Raw genomic sequence first — 15,634 nt, 5'->3', positions numbered from 1 at the left:
TGGTCGGCAGGTCCTGTTGTGTATACGAGACTGTGACTACCTCCTTCGTGACCGGTGGTGGCGCCGCGCGGGCCCGGGGGCGGCGACGCGGGGGCGGGAGGGGCGGGGGGGCCGCTCGGGCCCGCGCACCCCTCACGCAGGGGCCACGCCCGGGAGGGGGCGGCGTGTTCCGGCGTCCACCGTCACGGGGTGTTGTTGGCCAGAGCCAGCAGGCGGGAGCGGTCACCGCCGAAGCGGTCCCGGTCGACGTTGCCCGAGACGCCGCCCACCGCGCCGGTGGAGCTGTACTGCCAGACCGTCCAGGACGGGAAGCCCGACGGGATGCTGGGGGTGCCGGTGGTCCAGTTCGCGACCCACAGCGGGCTGCGGGCGGCCATGCCGTCCCAGCCGCCGGTGCACTCGTTCCACCAGCTCGGGCTGGTGTAGATCACGACGTCACGGCCCGTGCGGGCCTTGTACGTGTTGTAGAAGTCGAGGACCCACTGCTGCATGTCCGCCTGGGAGTAGCCGTAGCAGGTGCCCTCGATGTCCAGCACGCCGGGCAGCGTGAGGTTGTCACGGGACCACGCGCCGCCGTGGTCCGCGAAGAAGTTCGCCTGGGCGGCACCACCGGAGACATCCGGCCGCGCGAAGTGGTAAGCGCCCCGGATCACACCGGCGTTGTAGGCGTTCAGGTAGTTGTCACTGAACGTCGGGTCCGTGTAGGTCAGGCCCTCGGTCGCCTTCATCCAGGCGAACTCGATGCCCGCGCCGCGCACCGAGCTCCAGTTGATGCCCCCCTGCCAGCTGGAGACGTCGACGCCCTCGGGGTTCGCCTTGAGGTCGGCGTCCGCCCTGGCCCCGAGGTGCAGTTGGCGGGCGTCCGGCTTGAAGTCCTTGCCGTCCTGGAGATAGCCGACGCCCATGTAGCCCTTGCCGTAAGGCACGGGGTTGTCCGGCGCGGGCGCCGCCGACGCGGCGGGGGACATCAGGCTGAACAGCAGCGCGGCACTCGTGCCGACGACACCGGCCACGGTGAGTCTCTTCTGGGTGGACCTGAGGGAAATGCTCCGGGGGAACATGGCGGCCTCCTGCTTGTGGGGGGACAGGACATGCGGTTCGGCGACGGTCTACGCGCGTCGAGTTGCCACGCGGTTTCGTTGTCGCGAACACGACATAGTCAGCCACAGGAGAAGGCGATGGGTAAATAGTTTCCCGTTTCGTTAGTGGTCTAGACCAGTCTCCGCGCCGGTGAGCTGCACGAACGACCGTCGCTTCACAGAAGTTTCCCGGACTGGCGGGCGCTGCGGCGCCCGTGGAGGCCGCCGCAGCGCCCGTGAAGAACGCCCCGCCGTCTGCCTAGGCCTTCGCCACCGGACGGTAGGTGCACACCTGCACGCCCGTGCCGCTGGTGACCGCCGAGACCAGTTCGAGCGTGCGCAGTCCGCCGTCCTCGGGGAAGATCGACTTTCCGCCGCCCAGCAGCACCGGCATGATCACGAGCCGGAGTTCGTCGACCAGGCCCTCGCTCAGCAGACTGCGTACGAGCGTGGGGCTGCCCATGACCAGCAGGTCGCCGTCGCCGGTCCCCCGCAGCTCCTGGATGCGGGCGGTGAACTTCTCGCCGGAAATGCGCTCGGTGTTGTTCCACGTCAGGTCGTCGTCGCCCAGAGTGTCGGTCACGACGTACTTCTCGATGGCGTTCATCCGGTCGGCGAACGGGTCGCCGGCCCGCTCGGGCCATGCCGCGGCCATCGTCTGCCAGGTGCGGCGGCCGAACAGCAGGGCGGCGGCCTCGCTCAGCGAGTCGTTGAAGGAGCCGCCCACCACCTCCGGGTCGAAGAAGGGGTGCGACCAGCCGCCGTGGGCGAAGCCGCCGGACGGGTCCTCCTCGGCACCGCCCGGGGCCTGTACGACGCCATCCAGGCTGATGAACTCGCTGATGACGATGCGCATGGTCACTCACTCCTCGGGCTGCGGATCAGGCGTACGGGAACAGAGACTGCCGCCCCGTCCGGAACTCATCGCTGCCGAGTCGAACAACCGGCCCTAGAACCCGCCACCCCCGAAGTCCCCGCCACCGCTGCCGAAGCCGCCGCCGTCACCGAAGCCGCCGCCGTCACCGAACCCGCCGCCGCCGAAGCCCGAGGAGTCGAAGTCGGAACCGGAGAAGTCGCCCCCTCCGAAGTCGCCGCCCGAGCCGAAGTCGCCTCCGCCGTACTCCGCCGCGTACGCCGGGGTGGAGAGCATCGAGCCGAGCATGGTGCCGACCAGCAGGCCGGGCAGCAGGCCGCCGCCGAAGTAGCCGCCCGCCCAGGGGCCGTAGGCCGGGCCCGCCTCCCAGTAGGGGCGGCGGCGGCCGTCGCCCATGTCGACGGTGCGGCTCATCGGGTCCTCGCCGTCGCGCAGCCGGATCTCGTCGGCGCCGCACACCGGGACCTCGCGGGCCGTACCGCCCGACGGGGACCAGCGGACGTCGGCCACCGACGGGCCGTGGCGCGGGTCGAAGAAGCAGGGCGGGCGGCGGGCCGGCAGTTCACCGCCGGTGCGGCGGGCCTCCAGGACGGCGAGTGAGTAACGCCCGTCCTCCAGCGCCTCGGTCACCCCGCGCACGTCGGAGGGGTGCCGGGCGCGCTCCATCCGCGATTTCGCGCTCTCGTAGGAGTCGAGGGCCCGTTCGTAGTCCGCGCGCATCGAGTCGTCGGCACCCGCCTCCGCGGGATGGAAGTCGAGCCGGTCCAGTGTCTCCCCGTACGCCGTGATGTCCTCGTCCACGACGACCCGGAGCCTGTCGAGCGCGGCCTGTTCCTCGGCCTCCTTGCGCCTGCGGTTGCGGCGCACGACCGTGTACGCGCCCGCGCCGCCGATGACCACCACCGCGCCGACCGCGATCAGTCCGGCGGCCGACGAGCCGCCGCCGGACGAGGAGCCACCCCAGGAGTCCGGGGCGTGGCCGCGGGCCTGCTCGACGGCACGGTCGACGAAGGCGTTCAGCTGGGCTGCGGCATCGGGGCCGGTGCCGGGTGCCTTCACCGCGGCCGTGAGGTTGTTCACCGCCTGCTCGGACATCACCTGCGGGTCGGCGCCGGCGTTGAAGCCGTCGCCGAGGCGGATGGCGTAGACGCCGGTGATTCCGGTGTCGGTGCGCAGGGTCCTGAGCACGCTCGACGCGGGGAAGGCCGACGTCTGCGGCAGCACGGCCACAAACACCGGTTTGTCGGCACTCCTGATCTTCTTCGTCAGGGCGGAGGCCTGGCTGCGCGAGAGCTGTCCGGCCGCGGCCGGGTCGACGTACACCGGGCTCCTGCGCAGCGCCTGGGCGACGTCGTTCACCGTGGAGGCCGGTGCCGCGGCAGGCATGGCGGACGCCGGAGCCAGACCGAAGGCTGCCGCCGACAGAATCAGCAGCAGGCCGGCCAGCAGGGTCGGGAACAGCCTGTTCCGCATACCTCGAACGTAACCCAGATGACCGACACGTGCGCCCCGGCGCCGGGCACCGGCCAGGTCAGCGCCTGCTCTCCAGCACCCGGTCCACCCCGAGCGCCAGGGTGCTCCCCAGCAGCACGGCGGCGACCATCATCGAGCCGACCTCCGTGTCGAGGTCACCCCAGCCGTTGACCAGCGAAACCGCCAGGGCGAAGACCGGGACCGCCAGGGCCGCCGTCAGGTGACGGGGCGGCGAGTCGCGGTGCGGGGCACGATGGACACGGGCGGCGGCCAGGGCGCAGGCCGTCATCGTCAGCACGTTGGGGATGTAGACGAGGGCGACCCGCCAGCCGAAGGAGTAGAGGCGCGAATCGAAGACGTCCTGCACCGCGTAGTTCACCAGCACACCCGTCAGCGTCAGCGTCACGAGGCCGACCGCCCAGGAACGGACCAGCGGGAAGAACCAGTTCGGGCGCGCCTGGCTCCCCCATGTCCCTGTGTGATGTGCTGACGCCGGGGCCTGGTCACTGCGCATGCCGTACATCTGTGCCTCTCACTCCTCGGGCTTGTCACGGGTCGCGGGCCGCACACGCTATCTCAGTCGTCACGTCAGCCACCGGGCGCGAAGGGCAAAGCAGTGAACACACGAGGTCATTCCAGGAGCAACGGACGCCACATCGGCCGCCGGACCGTGCTCGGGGCCGGGGTCGTGGGAGCCGGGGCCGTGGTGGCGTGGAAGGTCCTCGGCGACTCGGACGGCACGGCCATCGCGACCCCGCCCGAACGGCAGAGTGCCTGGACCTACCCGGCGGACGGGGCCTCCGCCGGACTGAGCCGGCTGAATGTCTCGGGCGACTCCCTCTACCTCACGGCCGGCGGCCCGCTGTCCGTGCACGCGCTGAGCGCCGGGACCGGCCGCAGGCGGTGGGTGGCCGAGGTGTCCGGCGACAAGCCGGGGGACGTGACGCTCGGGCCCGTCACGATCGCCGGTGGAACCGTCTACGCCCTGGCCGAGGGTGGTCACGTCACTGCTCTGGCCGACGCGGACGGCAGCCGGCGCTGGGCGAGCGAGCCGCTGGGCGGCGGCCCGCCGGAGGCCCCGGTGGTGATCGGCTCGACGGTCTGCGTACTGATGGGGACGAAGTCGGCGGCCGACGAGGCAGGCGGCACCAGGACCCTGGTCAAGGGCGTGCTGTGCGGGCTGGAGGCCGGGACCGGGCGGGTGAAGTGGCGTGCCGGGGGCAACCGGCTGCTGCTGGAGGACCGTCACCGCGGACAGCTGATCGCGGACGACCGGGACGGCGACCGGCTCTCGGCGCTCGATCCGCAGACGGGTGAGCCGCGCTGGTCGCTGCCGAAACAGGACAGCGTGGCGCTCGGGCCGCAGCTGCTGTACGCGACCGGGACAGGCACGGCGGACGAAGTGAGCGCGTACGACCTGTCCACCGGAGAGCGGCGGTGGAAGGCCGCCGCGCCGCCGAAGGAGTCCGCGGACACCATCGGCGCGGAGCTCACTGTCTCCGCCGACGGGCGCACGGTTCACGTCTGCGACGTCGGGACCGGAGCCGTGTACGCGTATGACGCCAGGACGGGCGACAGGCGCTGGCGCATCACGGTCGACTCGCCGGCGGGGCCCGCGGCGGCATCGGGCGGGGCGGAGCCGGGCGGGGCGGCATTCTTTCTGGCGTCGACCTCCGGCTTCCCGGGCGCGCACCCGGCCGGCTCGGGATTCCATAACCCCTTCTCCGGCGGCGGGGAGAAGCCCGGCGGCTACGTCACCGCGAGGGCCACAACCGACGGCAAGCAGCTGTGGCGCACGGAGTCCGGCGTCTGCACCTCCCGGGCGGTCGCGGCGCAGGACTGGGTACTGGTGGCTCACGACACGCAGACATGGGCCTACGACGCCCGTACCGGAACGGCGCGTTGGTGTGTGACGGGCGAACCCGGCGCGGGCGACTTCCCCCTGGTTGCCGACGGCAGGCTGTACGTGGTCACGGACACGGGGATCGCCGCGGTGGCGCTCTGACACCACCCGGTGGCCGGACACGCTGCCGGACGGCACGTCAGGCGATCGAACATGTACAGGATTTGGGCCCGTGGGCCCATGCGGTGACGGGCGGTGATCTGTACAGTCCCGGGAGATCAATTCCCCTACCGCGATCACCTCGCACGGAAGGACCCACGAGCATGGAGCACCGCGGACCGACAGGCGCAACGGTGCGGAGAGCAGAACATGCGCGTCGGCGGGGTGCCGCGATGCTGGGCGGGGCGGCGGCCGCGATGCTGCTGCTCGCCGGCTGCGGAAGCGAGGCGGAGGGCGAGGCGCCCGCGCAGGGTTACGAACGGCTGACGTCGTCCGGGATCACGGTGGACTACCCCACCGGGTGGAAGGCCCTGTCCGGAGCGGATCGGCCCGAGGCGGCCGACGCGGCGGCGGTGCTGGAGCGGGACGGACGCAAGCTCGGGCAGATCTCGGTCGTGGTCGAGTACGACGACTCCCGTGACGCCGGGAAGGCGGCGGCCTCCGCCCTCGGTGACCACGAACTCCGGTCGAAGATCGAGAAGTTCAAGGACTCCGAGGTCAGCGGCACGGATGACGGCCAGCGGATCAACTATTCCTTCGAAGGAACCGGCGCAGCCGGTTCGCCGCCCAAGGGCGAACCGGTCAACGGGGTCGACGTGGTGGGCACGGACAAGAGCGGCGAGACCTTCCTGGTCCGGATCAACGCCACCGAATCCGCTCTGAGCTCCGACGAGCTGGAGAAGGTCGTGGAGACGGTCAGGGTCGTCGACTCCGAGTGAACCGTGCGGCGGTCCGGGGTTCCTGACCGCCGCGCATCAGGTCCACCAGCCGGTCCGGTAGCGATCGGCGGCCTTTCGTCGTCCGCGGCCTCCTTGCCGGGCAGCAGGAGTCACGGGCTGACGTCTCGCCGCGCACGCGAGGCATTCACACATTCTTGAAAAACTTCATCACCCCGCGGATGCCCCGCGGGGAGGGGGCGGGGGACATGAAACGCTTCGACTGGCCGAGGCCGGTATCCGGCCGGCTGTCGGCCGATGCCGGGCAGGGCGCCATCGACTACGCGGGCGTCGTCGTCGTGGTCGTCGCGGTCGTGGGGGGCATTGCCGCCACAGGCATCGGCGGCGACCTGACGCAGCGGATCACGGCCCAGATATGCAGTCTGACGGGTGGTTCGAACTGCGACATCACCAGCACCGGTGCCAAGGGCCCGAAGTCCGAGGACAAGGACAAGTCCTACCGGCCCGTGCTGTGCAACACGAAGAACGAGCAGAGCGACACCGGGCAGGAAGCCAAGGTCGCGTTCGTCAAGCTTGGCAGCAAGTTCACCATGAAGCGGGAGGAGTTCACCGACGAGTCGGAGACCCTCCCGGACGGGAAGAAGGGCACCGGGAAGCGGGTCGTCATCACCGTCCAGGAGGGCGGCTCGGCCGGCGCGGAGACCGGGGTCAAAGCGAAGGTCGGGGGCAAGAAGGTCAACATCCTCGATCTGGGCGCCGGGGTGGAGGTGAAGGACGGCGACTCCTGGGTCTTCTCCGATCCAAAGAAGGCCTCCGAGTTCCAGAAGAAGGTCAAGGACCTTCAGGACTCTCCCCCGAAGGAGGCCGGAAAGGGATTCCTGCGGATCTTCGGCGTCGACCTCGACAAGGACGAGCGCAAGAACTTCAGCGAGGAGTACAAGGACAACCACATCACCACCGAAGAGACGAAGGTGAAGGGGAACGCCGAGCTCGGGCTCGAGGGCGACACGGGGAACAACGCCTACGGGATCGCCGGAGCCGTCGACGCGAGCGGAATGAAGCGCACCTCGACCAACGACTGGCTGCACCCGCCGGTCGTCTCCACCACGCGTGACTTCGAGGTCAGTGCCAAGGCGAGCAAAAGCTGGGGCAAGAAGGACGGTCCCGCCAAGAGCAAGAACGAGGCCGGCATCGGATTCAACGGCGCCATCACCGTCACGCGATACTCCTCCGGCCCGAACAAGGGGAAGCTGGCCCGGATCGACGTCGTCAAGACCGTCACCAAGGAGGGCAGCGATTCCACCAGCGCCGAGGCGGACAAGGAGGCCAAGGGGGGCAGCGGCAAGCACCGCAAGGGCAAGCACCGCAAGGGCGCGAAGGGCACCGTAAAGGGTGGGAACAAGGACGCCCTCAAGGACGTGGAGACCACCACCACGACCCTCGCCTTTCCTCCGGAGACGGAGATCACGGACGAGCAGCGCGCGAACCGGGAGATGGCGGAAGAGGCCATCGGGCGCGGGAACAACGACATCGTCGGCAGTTCCGAGGGCAAACCGAACGTGGACGGCAAGACGCTCACCGGGATGATGACCGACGACATTCCCCGGGAGTCGCCCGACAAGCCGGGAACGCCGCTCTCCAAGAGCAAGGACCCGTACGCCCGTCTTCTCCACGACAACGCCATCAGCAGCAGGACGAACCACCAGGTGAAGGCGAACAGCAAGGAGTCGGGCTTCGAGATAAAGGCCGGAGTGTCACTCGGATACACCGCGAAGAGCGACACGGAGACCGGCAAGATCCAGAAGGCCGAGTTCCTCGGAGCGCCGCAGGGCACGAACGGGGTCAGGTCGTTCAAGCCCATCGAGGCGTGCAGCTGAGGGCTGTTCCGCACAGCCCGGTACCCCGGCGGGTCCTGCCCGCCGGGGTACCGGGTGGACCAGCGGCCGGACCTGCCCGACGACGGTCCGGCCCGCGTCCGTCCGGCTACTTCTGCTCGACCCGTACCCAGTCGATCTCCGCCTTGATGCCGCCCTGCGCGATGCGGTCGACGCTGGACTGCGGAAGACCCCAGTAGGGCTCGGTGACCTTGTTCCATCCGGCGGGATAGGCGCCGCCGAGGGCCAGGTTGAGGATCAGGTACTGGTTGTGGTCGAAGACCCACTGGCCACGGGTGGACTCCAGCTTCTGGCGGGAGGTCGTCTGCACGGCCTGCTCGTCCACGGTGAACGTCATGCCTTCGGGCGTCCACTCGACGCCGTAGGTGTGCCATGCGTCGGCGCGGCCGCCGTCCGGGTAGGTCTGCTGCTTGCCGATGTTGCCGTCGGCCGAGTAGCCGGGGCCGTGCAGCGCGGAGCTGGTCCAGTCGCCGTAGCCGATGTTCTCCATGATGTCCGTCTCGCCCGAGCCGGGCCAGGAGACATCGGGGTCGTCGACGTTGCTGCCGAGCAGCCAGAAGGCGGGCCAGTAGCCGTCACCGACCGGCAGCTTCATCCGGGCGCTGACCTTGCCGTAGGTGAAGTCGAACTTGGTGTTGGTGTCGACGCGGCCCGATGTGAAGTCGAAGGTGCCGTTCGGCGTCGGGGTGCAGCCCTTGCAGTACTTCGACTCCAGGACGAGTGAGCCGTTCTCGGTACGGATGTTGTCCGGCGAGTCGACATAGGCCTGCGACTCGCCGTTGACGGGTCCCATCTCCGTTCCGGTGCGCACCACCCGCCACTTGGAGCGGTCCAGGTCCGAGCCGGTGAAGTCGTCGTAGAACGTGGTGCTGTACGCGCCGCCGGGGTCCTTGGGCAGGGCCGGATAGGCGGCGTCCGCACTGCCGCCGGTGCCCCAGACCTGGAACTCGTAGAGCGAGTAGCCGAACTGGGCGGTTGACGGGGCGGGGTTGTAGAAGGAGCGCCGTTCGACACCGAGCATCCGGACGTAGCGGCCGGTCGCCGGGGTGGGCAGGGTGACCGTGTCGTGGCGTCCGGCGGCGTCGCCCGGTGCCTGCACATCGGCGCGGCGCGCGGCGACCTCGTCGGCGGACGGCTGGTAGACGGTGCGCCAGGTGCGGTTGTCGTCGGAGACCTGGATCCGGTAGTCGACGCCGTAGGCCGCCTCCCAGTACAGGTCGACGCTGTCGATCGTGGAGGTGGCGCCGAGGTCGACACCGACCCAGCGGTTCGCGTTCCAGTCACTTGACCAGCGGGACGCGCCCCCCTTGAGGTCGGCCGGCCAGCCGCCGTCGGTGACGAAGGCGGGCGAGCTGCCGGCGTCCTGGTAGAGATCGCCGTACGCGGGATGGTTCAGGGCGAGGTTGGCACGGGTGGTGGAGGCGGGGGCGGGCTCACCCCCGTACACCTTGAAGGAGGAGAGCGAGTAGCCGGTCGCGGTGGCGCGCTGGATGCCGCGCATCCGGACGTAGCGGCCGGTGACCTCCTGCGGATAGGTGTGCGCGGTGACGCTGCCGCCGGTGCCGTCGTCCTCGGTGTAGAAGGTGGTCCAGTCGGTGCCGTTCCCGGACACCTCCAGGACGTACTTCTTGCCGTAGGCGGCCTCGTCCCAGTCCAGGATGACCTGGCTGATCCGGATGGCGGAGCCGAGGTCGACGCTGATCCAGGCGTCGTCGGCGGCGTTGCCCGTCCAGTGGGTGGTGCCGTCGCCGTCGGCGGCGGCACCCGGTCCGGTGGCGTCGCTCTCGCTGCCGGACGCGGTGACGGACCCGGGGTCGGAGGTGTAGGCGGCGGCCGCCCGGTCGGTGTCCCAGGCCGCGGCCTGCGCGGCGGCCCGTGGGGCGGGGGCCGCGAAGGCCATGGGGGCGGCGAGTGCTAACAGTGCGGCGGTGGTGGCTGCCAGAGTCGTACGAGAGGGCACGGTGGGGCTCCCGTTCGTATCAATGGGGCTGCGCGACTGCGCATGCGCAGCTACGCGTTGCGGGTGAGGTGGATGGTGTCGCGGTACCACTTGGCGCTGTCCTTGAGCGTCCGCACCTGCGTGTCGTAGTCGACGCGGACGATGCCGAATCGCTTGTCGTAGCCGTAGGACCACTCGAAGTTGTCCATCAGCGACCAGGCGAAGTAGCCCCGGACGTCCGCCCCCTGGGCTCGGGCGGCGGCGACGGCGGCGATGTGGTCGGCGAGATAGGTGGTGCGGTCGGCGTCGTGGATCCCGCCGTCCGGGGAGACGGTGTCGTCGAAGGCCGCGCCGTTCTCGGTGACGACCGTCGGGAGTCCGTAGTCGTTCTCCAGACGGACGAGCAGGTCGGTGAGGGCGGTGGGGGTGATCTCCCAGTCCATCGCGGTGCGCGGCAGGTCGCGCTCGACGACGCGGGTGACGGGCAGCCCTTCGGCGTCGAGCGCCGCGCCCTGTTCCGTCACGCCGGAGAAGAGCGAGCCGCGGTAGAAGTTGACGCCGAGGACGTCCAGCGGGGTGGCGATGGCCGCCAGGTCGCCGTCCTGGACGGGCAGTTCGATGCCCTGGGCGGCGAGGTCGGTGACGATGTCCTCGGGGTAGGCGCCCTTGACGACCGGGTCCAGGTAGATCCGGGCACCGAGTCCGTCGGCGCGGCGGCAGGCCTCGGCGTCCTCACGGCTGCCGGTCTCGGGGGTGGCGGTGCCCAGGTTGAGGGTGAGGCCCAGTTCGAGCTCGTTGCCGCGGGCGGCGGCCTGCTCCCTCATGTACCGGGCGGCGAGGCCGTGGCCCAGCAGCAGGTGGTGGACGGCGTGGATGGCCTCGCCGAAGTTCTGCCGGCCGGGGGCCTGGTTGCCGTACGCGTACCCGAGCATCGCCGAGCACCACGGCTCGTTCAGCGTGGTCCAGTGCTTCACCCGGTCACCCAGGGCGTCGTGGGCGAGGGCGGTGTACTCGGCGAAGCGGAGGGCGGTGTCGCGGGCGGGCCAGCCGCCCGCGTCCTCCAGCTCCTGCGGCAGGTCCCAGTGGTAGAGGGTGACCCACGGGGTGACGCCCTTGGCCTCCAGCTCGTCGAGGAGGCGCTTGTAGAAGTCCAGGCCCTTGGCGTTGGCGGGGCCCCGGCCGCCGGGCTGGATGCGCGGCCAGGCCAGCGAGAAGCGGTAGGTGTCCACGCCCAGGCCGGCGATCAGCGAGACGTCCTCGGGCATCCGGTGGTAGTGGTCGCAGGCCACGTCACCGTTCTCACCGCGGACGACCATGCCCGGCACCCTGCAGTACGTGTCCCAGATGGACGGCGTTCTGCCGTCCTCGGCCGCCGCTCCCTCGATCTGGTACGCGGCCGTGGCGACGCCCCAGCGGAAGTCCGCGGGCAGACCGGGTACGGCCCGGGCGGCGATCTCGCGGGCGTAGGCCTGGGGGGTGACGAGGTTCATGGTTCTCCTGTGGTGTGCGTGGCGAAGAGGGCTCCCCATGGACGGACCCTCCGAAGGCGCTACGAGCGGGCGGCCGGGACGGTGGTGGCGGCAGCAGCGGCCGGGGCCTCCTGGTGGAGCCAGCAGGCGACCGAGCGGGAGCCGTCCCCGGCCGGTGCGGCGAGCACCGGGACGTGGCTGTCGCAGGCGTCGACCTTCTTGGCGCAGCGGGGGTGGAAGGCGCAGCCGGCGGGCATCGCGGACAGGTGCGGGGGTGAGCCCGGGATACCGCTGAGCTCGCGGCGGGGGCCGTGCAGCGCGGGGAAGGAGTGCAGCAGTCCGTCGCTGTAGGGGTGGCGGGGTTCCCGGTAGATGTCGGACGCCCCGGCCTCTTCGACGATCCGCCCGCCGTACATGATCGCGATCCGGTCGGAGAACTCGATCAGGAGCGAGATGTCGTGCGTGATGAAGACGACCGAGAAGCCCAGCTCCTCGCGGAGCTTGACCAGCTGGCGCAGGATCTGGCGCTGCATGACGACGTCCAGGGCCGTCGTGGGCTCGTCCATGATGACGACCTCGGGTTCCAGCGCGAGTGCCATCGCGATCATGACGCGCTGGCGCATCCCGCCGGAGAGCTGGTGCGGGTAGGCGCCGAGCCGGTCGGCTGAGATCCCGACCAGACCGAGGAGCTCCTTGGCCCGGTCGGTCCGTTCGGCCTTCCGCATCTCCGGGCGGTGGGCCTGGAGTACGTCGGTGAGCTGGCTGTGGACCGTGTGCACCGGGTTGAGGGAGTTCATCGCGCCCTGGAAGACGATCGACAGCTCCTGCCAGCGGAAGGCCCGCAGTTCGGGCGCCGACAGGGTCAGCAGGTCGAGGGCCTCGCCGTCGCGCTGGTGGTAGTGGACCTCGCCGCCGGTGATCACGCCGGGCGGGGAGAGCAGCCGGGTGACCGCGTACGCCAGCGTGGACTTGCCGGAGCCCGACTCGCCCGCGAGGCCCAGGACTTCGCCCCGGTGCAGGGTGAGGTCGATGTCGCGCAGCGCGTGCACGGCATCGTCGCCGGTCCCGTAGTCGACGTTGAGGCCGCTGATGGTGAGGACGGGCTCGTTCATGAGCGGGACTCCTTGTCGTGCGTACGCTCGCGCCCGGCCCGCGGCTCGGCCGGCGGGGCGGAACGGGCCACGGGTGTGAAGCCGACCCGCATCCTGACCTTGCGGGATCCGCCGGTCTCGGTGCGCAGGCGCGGGTTGACGAATTCGTCGATGCCGAAGTTGATGAGGGCGAGCGACATGCCCAGCAGGGCGATGCAGAGCCCGGCCGGGACGAACCACCACCACGCGCCCTGGGCCAGGGCCTGGTTGGACTGCGCCCAGAACAGGACGGTCCCCCAGTTCCAGTTGGAGATGTCGGCGACGCCGATGAAGGCGAGGGTGATCTCGGAGAGGATCGCGAAGATGACCGTGCCGACGAACCCCGAGGCAATGACGGCGGTCAGGTTCGGCATCACCTCGAAGAAGATGATCCGCCAGGTCGACTCACCGGTGGCGCGGGCCGCCTCGACGTAGTCCCGGCGGCGCAGCGAGAGCGTCTGGGCGCGCAGCACCCGGGCTCCCCAGGCCCAGGAGGTCAGGGCGATGACGCCGGCGATCAGCAGGTCGCCGGTGTCGGAGACGAAGCTGGCGATGATGATGATCAGCGGCAGTCCGGGGATGACCAGGAAGACGTTGGAGAGCAGGGAGAGCACCTCGTCGGCGGTGCCGCCGAGGAAGCCGGCGCTCACGCCGATCAGTACGGACAGGATCGTCGCGATGATGCCCGCGATGAATCCGACGACGAGGACGCCTCGGGTGCCGACGAGGATCTGCGAGAGCACGTCCTGGCCGGTCTGGGTGGTGCCGAACCAGTGGGCCCCGGACGGCGGCTGGAGCAGCTGATTGCTCATCGTGTCGGGGTCGTACGGGGCGATCCACGGGCCGATGACGGCGATGATCACGAAGAAGAGCAGGATGCAGAGTCCGACGACGGTCTTGCGGCCGCGCAGGAAGCGGAACCTGCGCTTGCTTGCGGCCGGGGTCTCGGTCGCGTCGAGCACGGCGACCTCTGTGGCGGTGACGGCCATGTGTCCTAGGCCTCCCTTCGGGTGCGGGGGTCGAGGATCATGTAGAGGACGTCGGCGAGGAGGTTCGCCGCCAGGACGGACAGCGTGATGATCAGGAAGACGCCCTGCATCAGGGGGTAGTCCTTGGCGCCCACGCCCTGGAAGAGCTGGTAGCCGATGCCCGGGTAGGAGAAGACCATCTCCACCAGCAGCGTGCCGCCGACGATGAAGCCGAGCGAGAGCGCGAAGCCGGAGATGTTGGGCAGGATCGCGTTGCGGGCGGCGTACCCGAACATCACCCGGCGCTCGGAGAGCCCCTTGGCCTGGGCGACCATGACGTAGTCCTCCGAGGAGACCGTCACCATCATGTTCCGCATGCCGAGGATCCAGCCGGCCACCGCGCTGAGCACGATGGTGAGGCCGGGCAGCACGCCGTGGTAGAGCGCACTGGAGATGAACGGCCAGTCGAAGGCGGGCACCAGCGAGTTGTCGTAGCCGCCGGCGGCCGGGAAGAGCGGCCACTTCACGGCGAACAGCGAGATGGCGATGAGGCCGAGCCAGAAGTACGGGATGGCGGAGATGAAGGTGGTGACGGGCAGCAGGCTGTCCAGCCAGGAGCCGCGCCGCCAGCCGGTGAACACCCCGATGCCGGTGCCGAGCACGAAGCTGATCAGCGTGGTGATGCCGACGAGCGCGAGCGTCCACGGCAGCGACTGGGCGATGACCTCGCTGACCGGCGTCGGGAAGAAGGTGAAGGAGAGGCCGAGGTCGCCGTCGAGCAGATGGCCCCAGTAGTCGGTGTACTGCTGCCACAGCGACTGGTGCTTGTCCAGGCCGAAGAGGGCCTTGAGGGAGTCGATGGCGCTGGTGTCCAGCTGTCCCTGGAAGCGGGCGATGAGGGCCTGCACCGGGTCGCCGGGCATCATCCGCGGGATGAGGAAGTTGATGGTGATCGCCGCCCATGCGGTGACCAGGTAGAAGGCGAGCCTCTGGAGCAGGTACTTCACTTCGCGGCCTCCTTCTCGTGGTCGCCGTCGGCGTACAGCCAGCAGGCCGCCCACTGGCCGTCGGCCAGGTCGAAGCGGGGCGGCAGCTCGGTGCGGCAGCGCTCCATCGCCTTGGGGCAGCGCGGATGGAAGCGGCAGCCGGCCGGGGGCGCGATGAGCGACGGTGGCTCGCCGCTGCCGGTCTCCTCCTGCTCCTCTTCGGCGACCACCCGGTCCGGGTCGGGCGCCGAGGCGATCAGCAGCTGGGTGTAGGGGTGCGCGGGGCGCTGCGTGACGGTCTCACTGTCCCCGCCCTCCACGATCCGGCCCGCGTACATCACCAGCGTGGAGTCCGCGAAGTAGCGGGCGGAGGCGATGTCGTGGGTGATGTAGAGGATCGCGAGGTGCATGCGGTCCTTGAGGTCCTTGAGCAGGTTGAGCACCCCGAGCCGGATGGAGACGTCCAGCATCGAGACGGGCTCGTCGGCAAGGAGTACCTGGGGGTCGGCGCCGAGCGCGCGGGCGATGGCCACGCGCTGGCGCTGACCTCCCGACAGCTCGTGCGGGAACTTGTCCAGGTACTGATGAGGAGGAGTCAGCTGGACGCGGTTCAGCAGAGCGGTCAGATTCTGTTCCAGTTCCTCCTCGCCGCTGCCCGCCCGGCCGTGGATCTTCAGGGCGCGGGTCAGGTGGTAGCGCACGGTGTGCACCGGGTTCAGCGAGGCGAACGGGTCCTGGAAGATGAGCTGGACCCGGCGTACGTAACTGCGGAAGGACCGGCCACGTCCGGCCTTCACCGGCTGCCCGCCCAGATGGATCTCGCCCTTGGTGAGCGGATACAGCTGGGCGAGCAGTCTGGCGACGGTGGACTTTCCGGAGCCCGACTCCCCCACCAGTGCCGTGACGGTGCCGCGCCGCAGTTGCAGCGAGACGTCGTCGACGGCATGGACGGTGCGGCGCTTGCCGGTGGCGAGATCGCGGCCGGTGCGCCGGACGGCGAAGTGCTTGGTGACTCCGCGTGCTTCGAGCACGACGTGGTTCTTTTCGAGCTGTTCAGACATGGCCGGTACCTGGATCCCTGG

At 70.0% G+C, this 15,634-nt stretch carries 13 protein-coding genes; 3 read left to right on the top strand and 10 right to left on the bottom strand.

The window, feature by feature from the left end; genetic code table 11:
• Nucleotides 1-182: 182 nt before the first annotated feature.
• The 4 genes from ACFVW8_RS13065 to ACFVW8_RS13050 all read right to left on the bottom strand — a co-directional run bounded on the left by ACFVW8_RS13065 (nucleotide 183) and on the right by ACFVW8_RS13050 (nucleotide 3,940).
• On the bottom strand, nucleotides 183-1,061 hold the full coding sequence (locus ACFVW8_RS13065) for a GH25 family lysozyme (protein WP_389689147.1): 879 nt from the start codon (nucleotides 1,059-1,061) through the stop codon (nucleotides 183-185).
• Nucleotides 1,062-1,338: 277 nt separating this feature from the next.
• Nucleotides 1,339-1,935 (bottom strand): dihydrofolate reductase family protein, encoded by a 597-nt coding sequence (locus tag ACFVW8_RS13060; protein WP_389689145.1) that lies wholly within the window; start codon nucleotides 1,933-1,935, stop codon nucleotides 1,339-1,341.
• 93 nt (nucleotides 1,936-2,028) lie between these two features.
• Complete coding sequence (locus tag ACFVW8_RS13055; protein WP_389689143.1) at nucleotides 2,029-3,426, bottom strand: hypothetical protein; 1,398 nt, start codon at nucleotides 3,424-3,426, stop codon at nucleotides 2,029-2,031.
• 58 nt (nucleotides 3,427-3,484) lie between these two features.
• Complete coding sequence (locus ACFVW8_RS13050; RefSeq protein WP_389689141.1) at nucleotides 3,485-3,940, bottom strand: hypothetical protein; 456 nt, start codon at nucleotides 3,938-3,940, stop codon at nucleotides 3,485-3,487.
• 102 nt (nucleotides 3,941-4,042) lie between these two features.
• Between ACFVW8_RS13050 and ACFVW8_RS13045 the strand changes: the two genes are divergently transcribed.
• The 3 genes from ACFVW8_RS13045 (at nucleotide 4,043) to ACFVW8_RS13035 (ending at nucleotide 8,042) form a co-directional block, all read left to right on the top strand.
• Nucleotides 4,043-5,431 (top strand): PQQ-binding-like beta-propeller repeat protein, encoded by a 1,389-nt coding sequence (locus tag ACFVW8_RS13045; RefSeq protein WP_389689139.1) that lies wholly within the window; start codon nucleotides 4,043-4,045, stop codon nucleotides 5,429-5,431.
• 230 nt (nucleotides 5,432-5,661) lie between these two features.
• Nucleotides 5,662-6,207 carry a hypothetical protein gene (locus ACFVW8_RS13040; RefSeq protein WP_389689137.1) on the top strand — a complete coding sequence of 182 codons (546 nt, stop codon included), beginning with the start codon at nucleotides 5,662-5,664 and terminating at the stop codon, nucleotides 6,205-6,207.
• A gap of 206 nt (nucleotides 6,208-6,413) precedes the next feature.
• Complete coding sequence (locus tag ACFVW8_RS13035) at nucleotides 6,414-8,042, top strand: hypothetical protein (RefSeq protein WP_389689135.1); 1,629 nt, start codon at nucleotides 6,414-6,416, stop codon at nucleotides 8,040-8,042.
• Between the two features lie 106 nt (nucleotides 8,043-8,148).
• Here ACFVW8_RS13035 and ACFVW8_RS13030 read toward each other — a convergent pair whose 3' ends face one another.
• The 6 genes from ACFVW8_RS13030 to ACFVW8_RS13005 are packed head-to-tail and all read right to left on the bottom strand — an operon-like array spanning nucleotide 8,149 to nucleotide 15,613.
• The gene (locus ACFVW8_RS13030) at nucleotides 8,149-10,020 is read right to left on the bottom strand and encodes a discoidin domain-containing protein (RefSeq protein ID WP_389689133.1); all 1,872 of its coding nucleotides are present in this window, start codon (nucleotides 10,018-10,020) and stop codon (nucleotides 8,149-8,151) included.
• Between the two features lie 50 nt (nucleotides 10,021-10,070).
• Complete coding sequence (locus ACFVW8_RS13025; RefSeq protein ID WP_389689131.1) at nucleotides 10,071-11,489, bottom strand: GH1 family beta-glucosidase; 1,419 nt, start codon at nucleotides 11,487-11,489, stop codon at nucleotides 10,071-10,073.
• 59 nt (nucleotides 11,490-11,548) lie between these two features.
• Nucleotides 11,549-12,580, bottom strand: a complete 1,032-nt coding sequence (locus ACFVW8_RS13020) for an ABC transporter ATP-binding protein (RefSeq protein ID WP_389689129.1) — start codon at nucleotides 12,578-12,580, stop codon at nucleotides 11,549-11,551.
• A complete protein-coding gene (locus ACFVW8_RS13015) occupies nucleotides 12,577-13,587 on the bottom strand; it encodes an ABC transporter permease (protein ID WP_389689127.1) in 1,011 nt (336 codons plus the stop codon). The genes ACFVW8_RS13020 and ACFVW8_RS13015 overlap by 4 nt, the downstream gene beginning before the upstream one ends.
• Nucleotides 13,588-13,592: 5 nt before the next feature.
• On the bottom strand, nucleotides 13,593-14,573 hold the full coding sequence (locus ACFVW8_RS13010; RefSeq protein WP_389689125.1) for an ABC transporter permease: 981 nt from the start codon (nucleotides 14,571-14,573) through the stop codon (nucleotides 13,593-13,595).
• The gene (locus tag ACFVW8_RS13005; protein WP_389689123.1) at nucleotides 14,570-15,613 is read right to left on the bottom strand and encodes an ABC transporter ATP-binding protein; all 1,044 of its coding nucleotides are present in this window, start codon (nucleotides 15,611-15,613) and stop codon (nucleotides 14,570-14,572) included. Before ACFVW8_RS13005 ends, ACFVW8_RS13010 begins: the two co-directional genes overlap by 4 nt.
• Between the last annotated feature and the right edge of the window lie 21 nt (nucleotides 15,614-15,634).

The organism is Streptomyces sp. NPDC058221, from assembly GCF_042882365.1.
Taxonomy (GTDB): Bacteria; Actinomycetota; Actinomycetes; order Streptomycetales; family Streptomycetaceae; genus Streptomyces.
This window is presented reverse-complemented; position numbering and strand designations above follow the sequence as displayed.

Bases quoted from the DNA above. Each gene is read 5' to 3' on its own strand.
- ACFVW8_RS13065 (WP_389689147.1), bottom strand. From the start codon at position 1,061: ATGTTCCCCCGGAGCATTTCCCTCAGGTCCACCCAGAAGAGACTCACC.
- ACFVW8_RS13060 (WP_389689145.1), bottom strand. From the start codon at position 1,935: ATGCGCATCGTCATCAGCGAGTTCATCAGCCTGGATGGCGTCGTACAG.
- ACFVW8_RS13055 (WP_389689143.1), bottom strand. From the start codon at position 3,426: ATGCGGAACAGGCTGTTCCCGACCCTGCTGGCCGGCCTGCTGCTGATT.
- ACFVW8_RS13050 (WP_389689141.1), bottom strand. From the start codon at position 3,940: ATGCGCAGTGACCAGGCCCCGGCGTCAGCACATCACACAGGGACATGG.
- ACFVW8_RS13040 (WP_389689137.1), top strand. From the start codon at position 5,662: ATGCTGGGCGGGGCGGCGGCCGCGATGCTGCTGCTCGCCGGCTGCGGA.
- ACFVW8_RS13035 (WP_389689135.1), top strand. From the start codon at position 6,414: ATGAAACGCTTCGACTGGCCGAGGCCGGTATCCGGCCGGCTGTCGGCC.
- ACFVW8_RS13025 (WP_389689131.1), bottom strand. From the start codon at position 11,489: ATGAACCTCGTCACCCCCCAGGCCTACGCCCGCGAGATCGCCGCCCGG.
- ACFVW8_RS13020 (WP_389689129.1), bottom strand. From the start codon at position 12,580: ATGAACGAGCCCGTCCTCACCATCAGCGGCCTCAACGTCGACTACGGG.
- ACFVW8_RS13015 (WP_389689127.1), bottom strand. From the start codon at position 13,587: ATGGCCGTCACCGCCACAGAGGTCGCCGTGCTCGACGCGACCGAGACC.
- ACFVW8_RS13005 (WP_389689123.1), bottom strand. From the start codon at position 15,613: ATGTCTGAACAGCTCGAAAAGAACCACGTCGTGCTCGAAGCACGCGGA.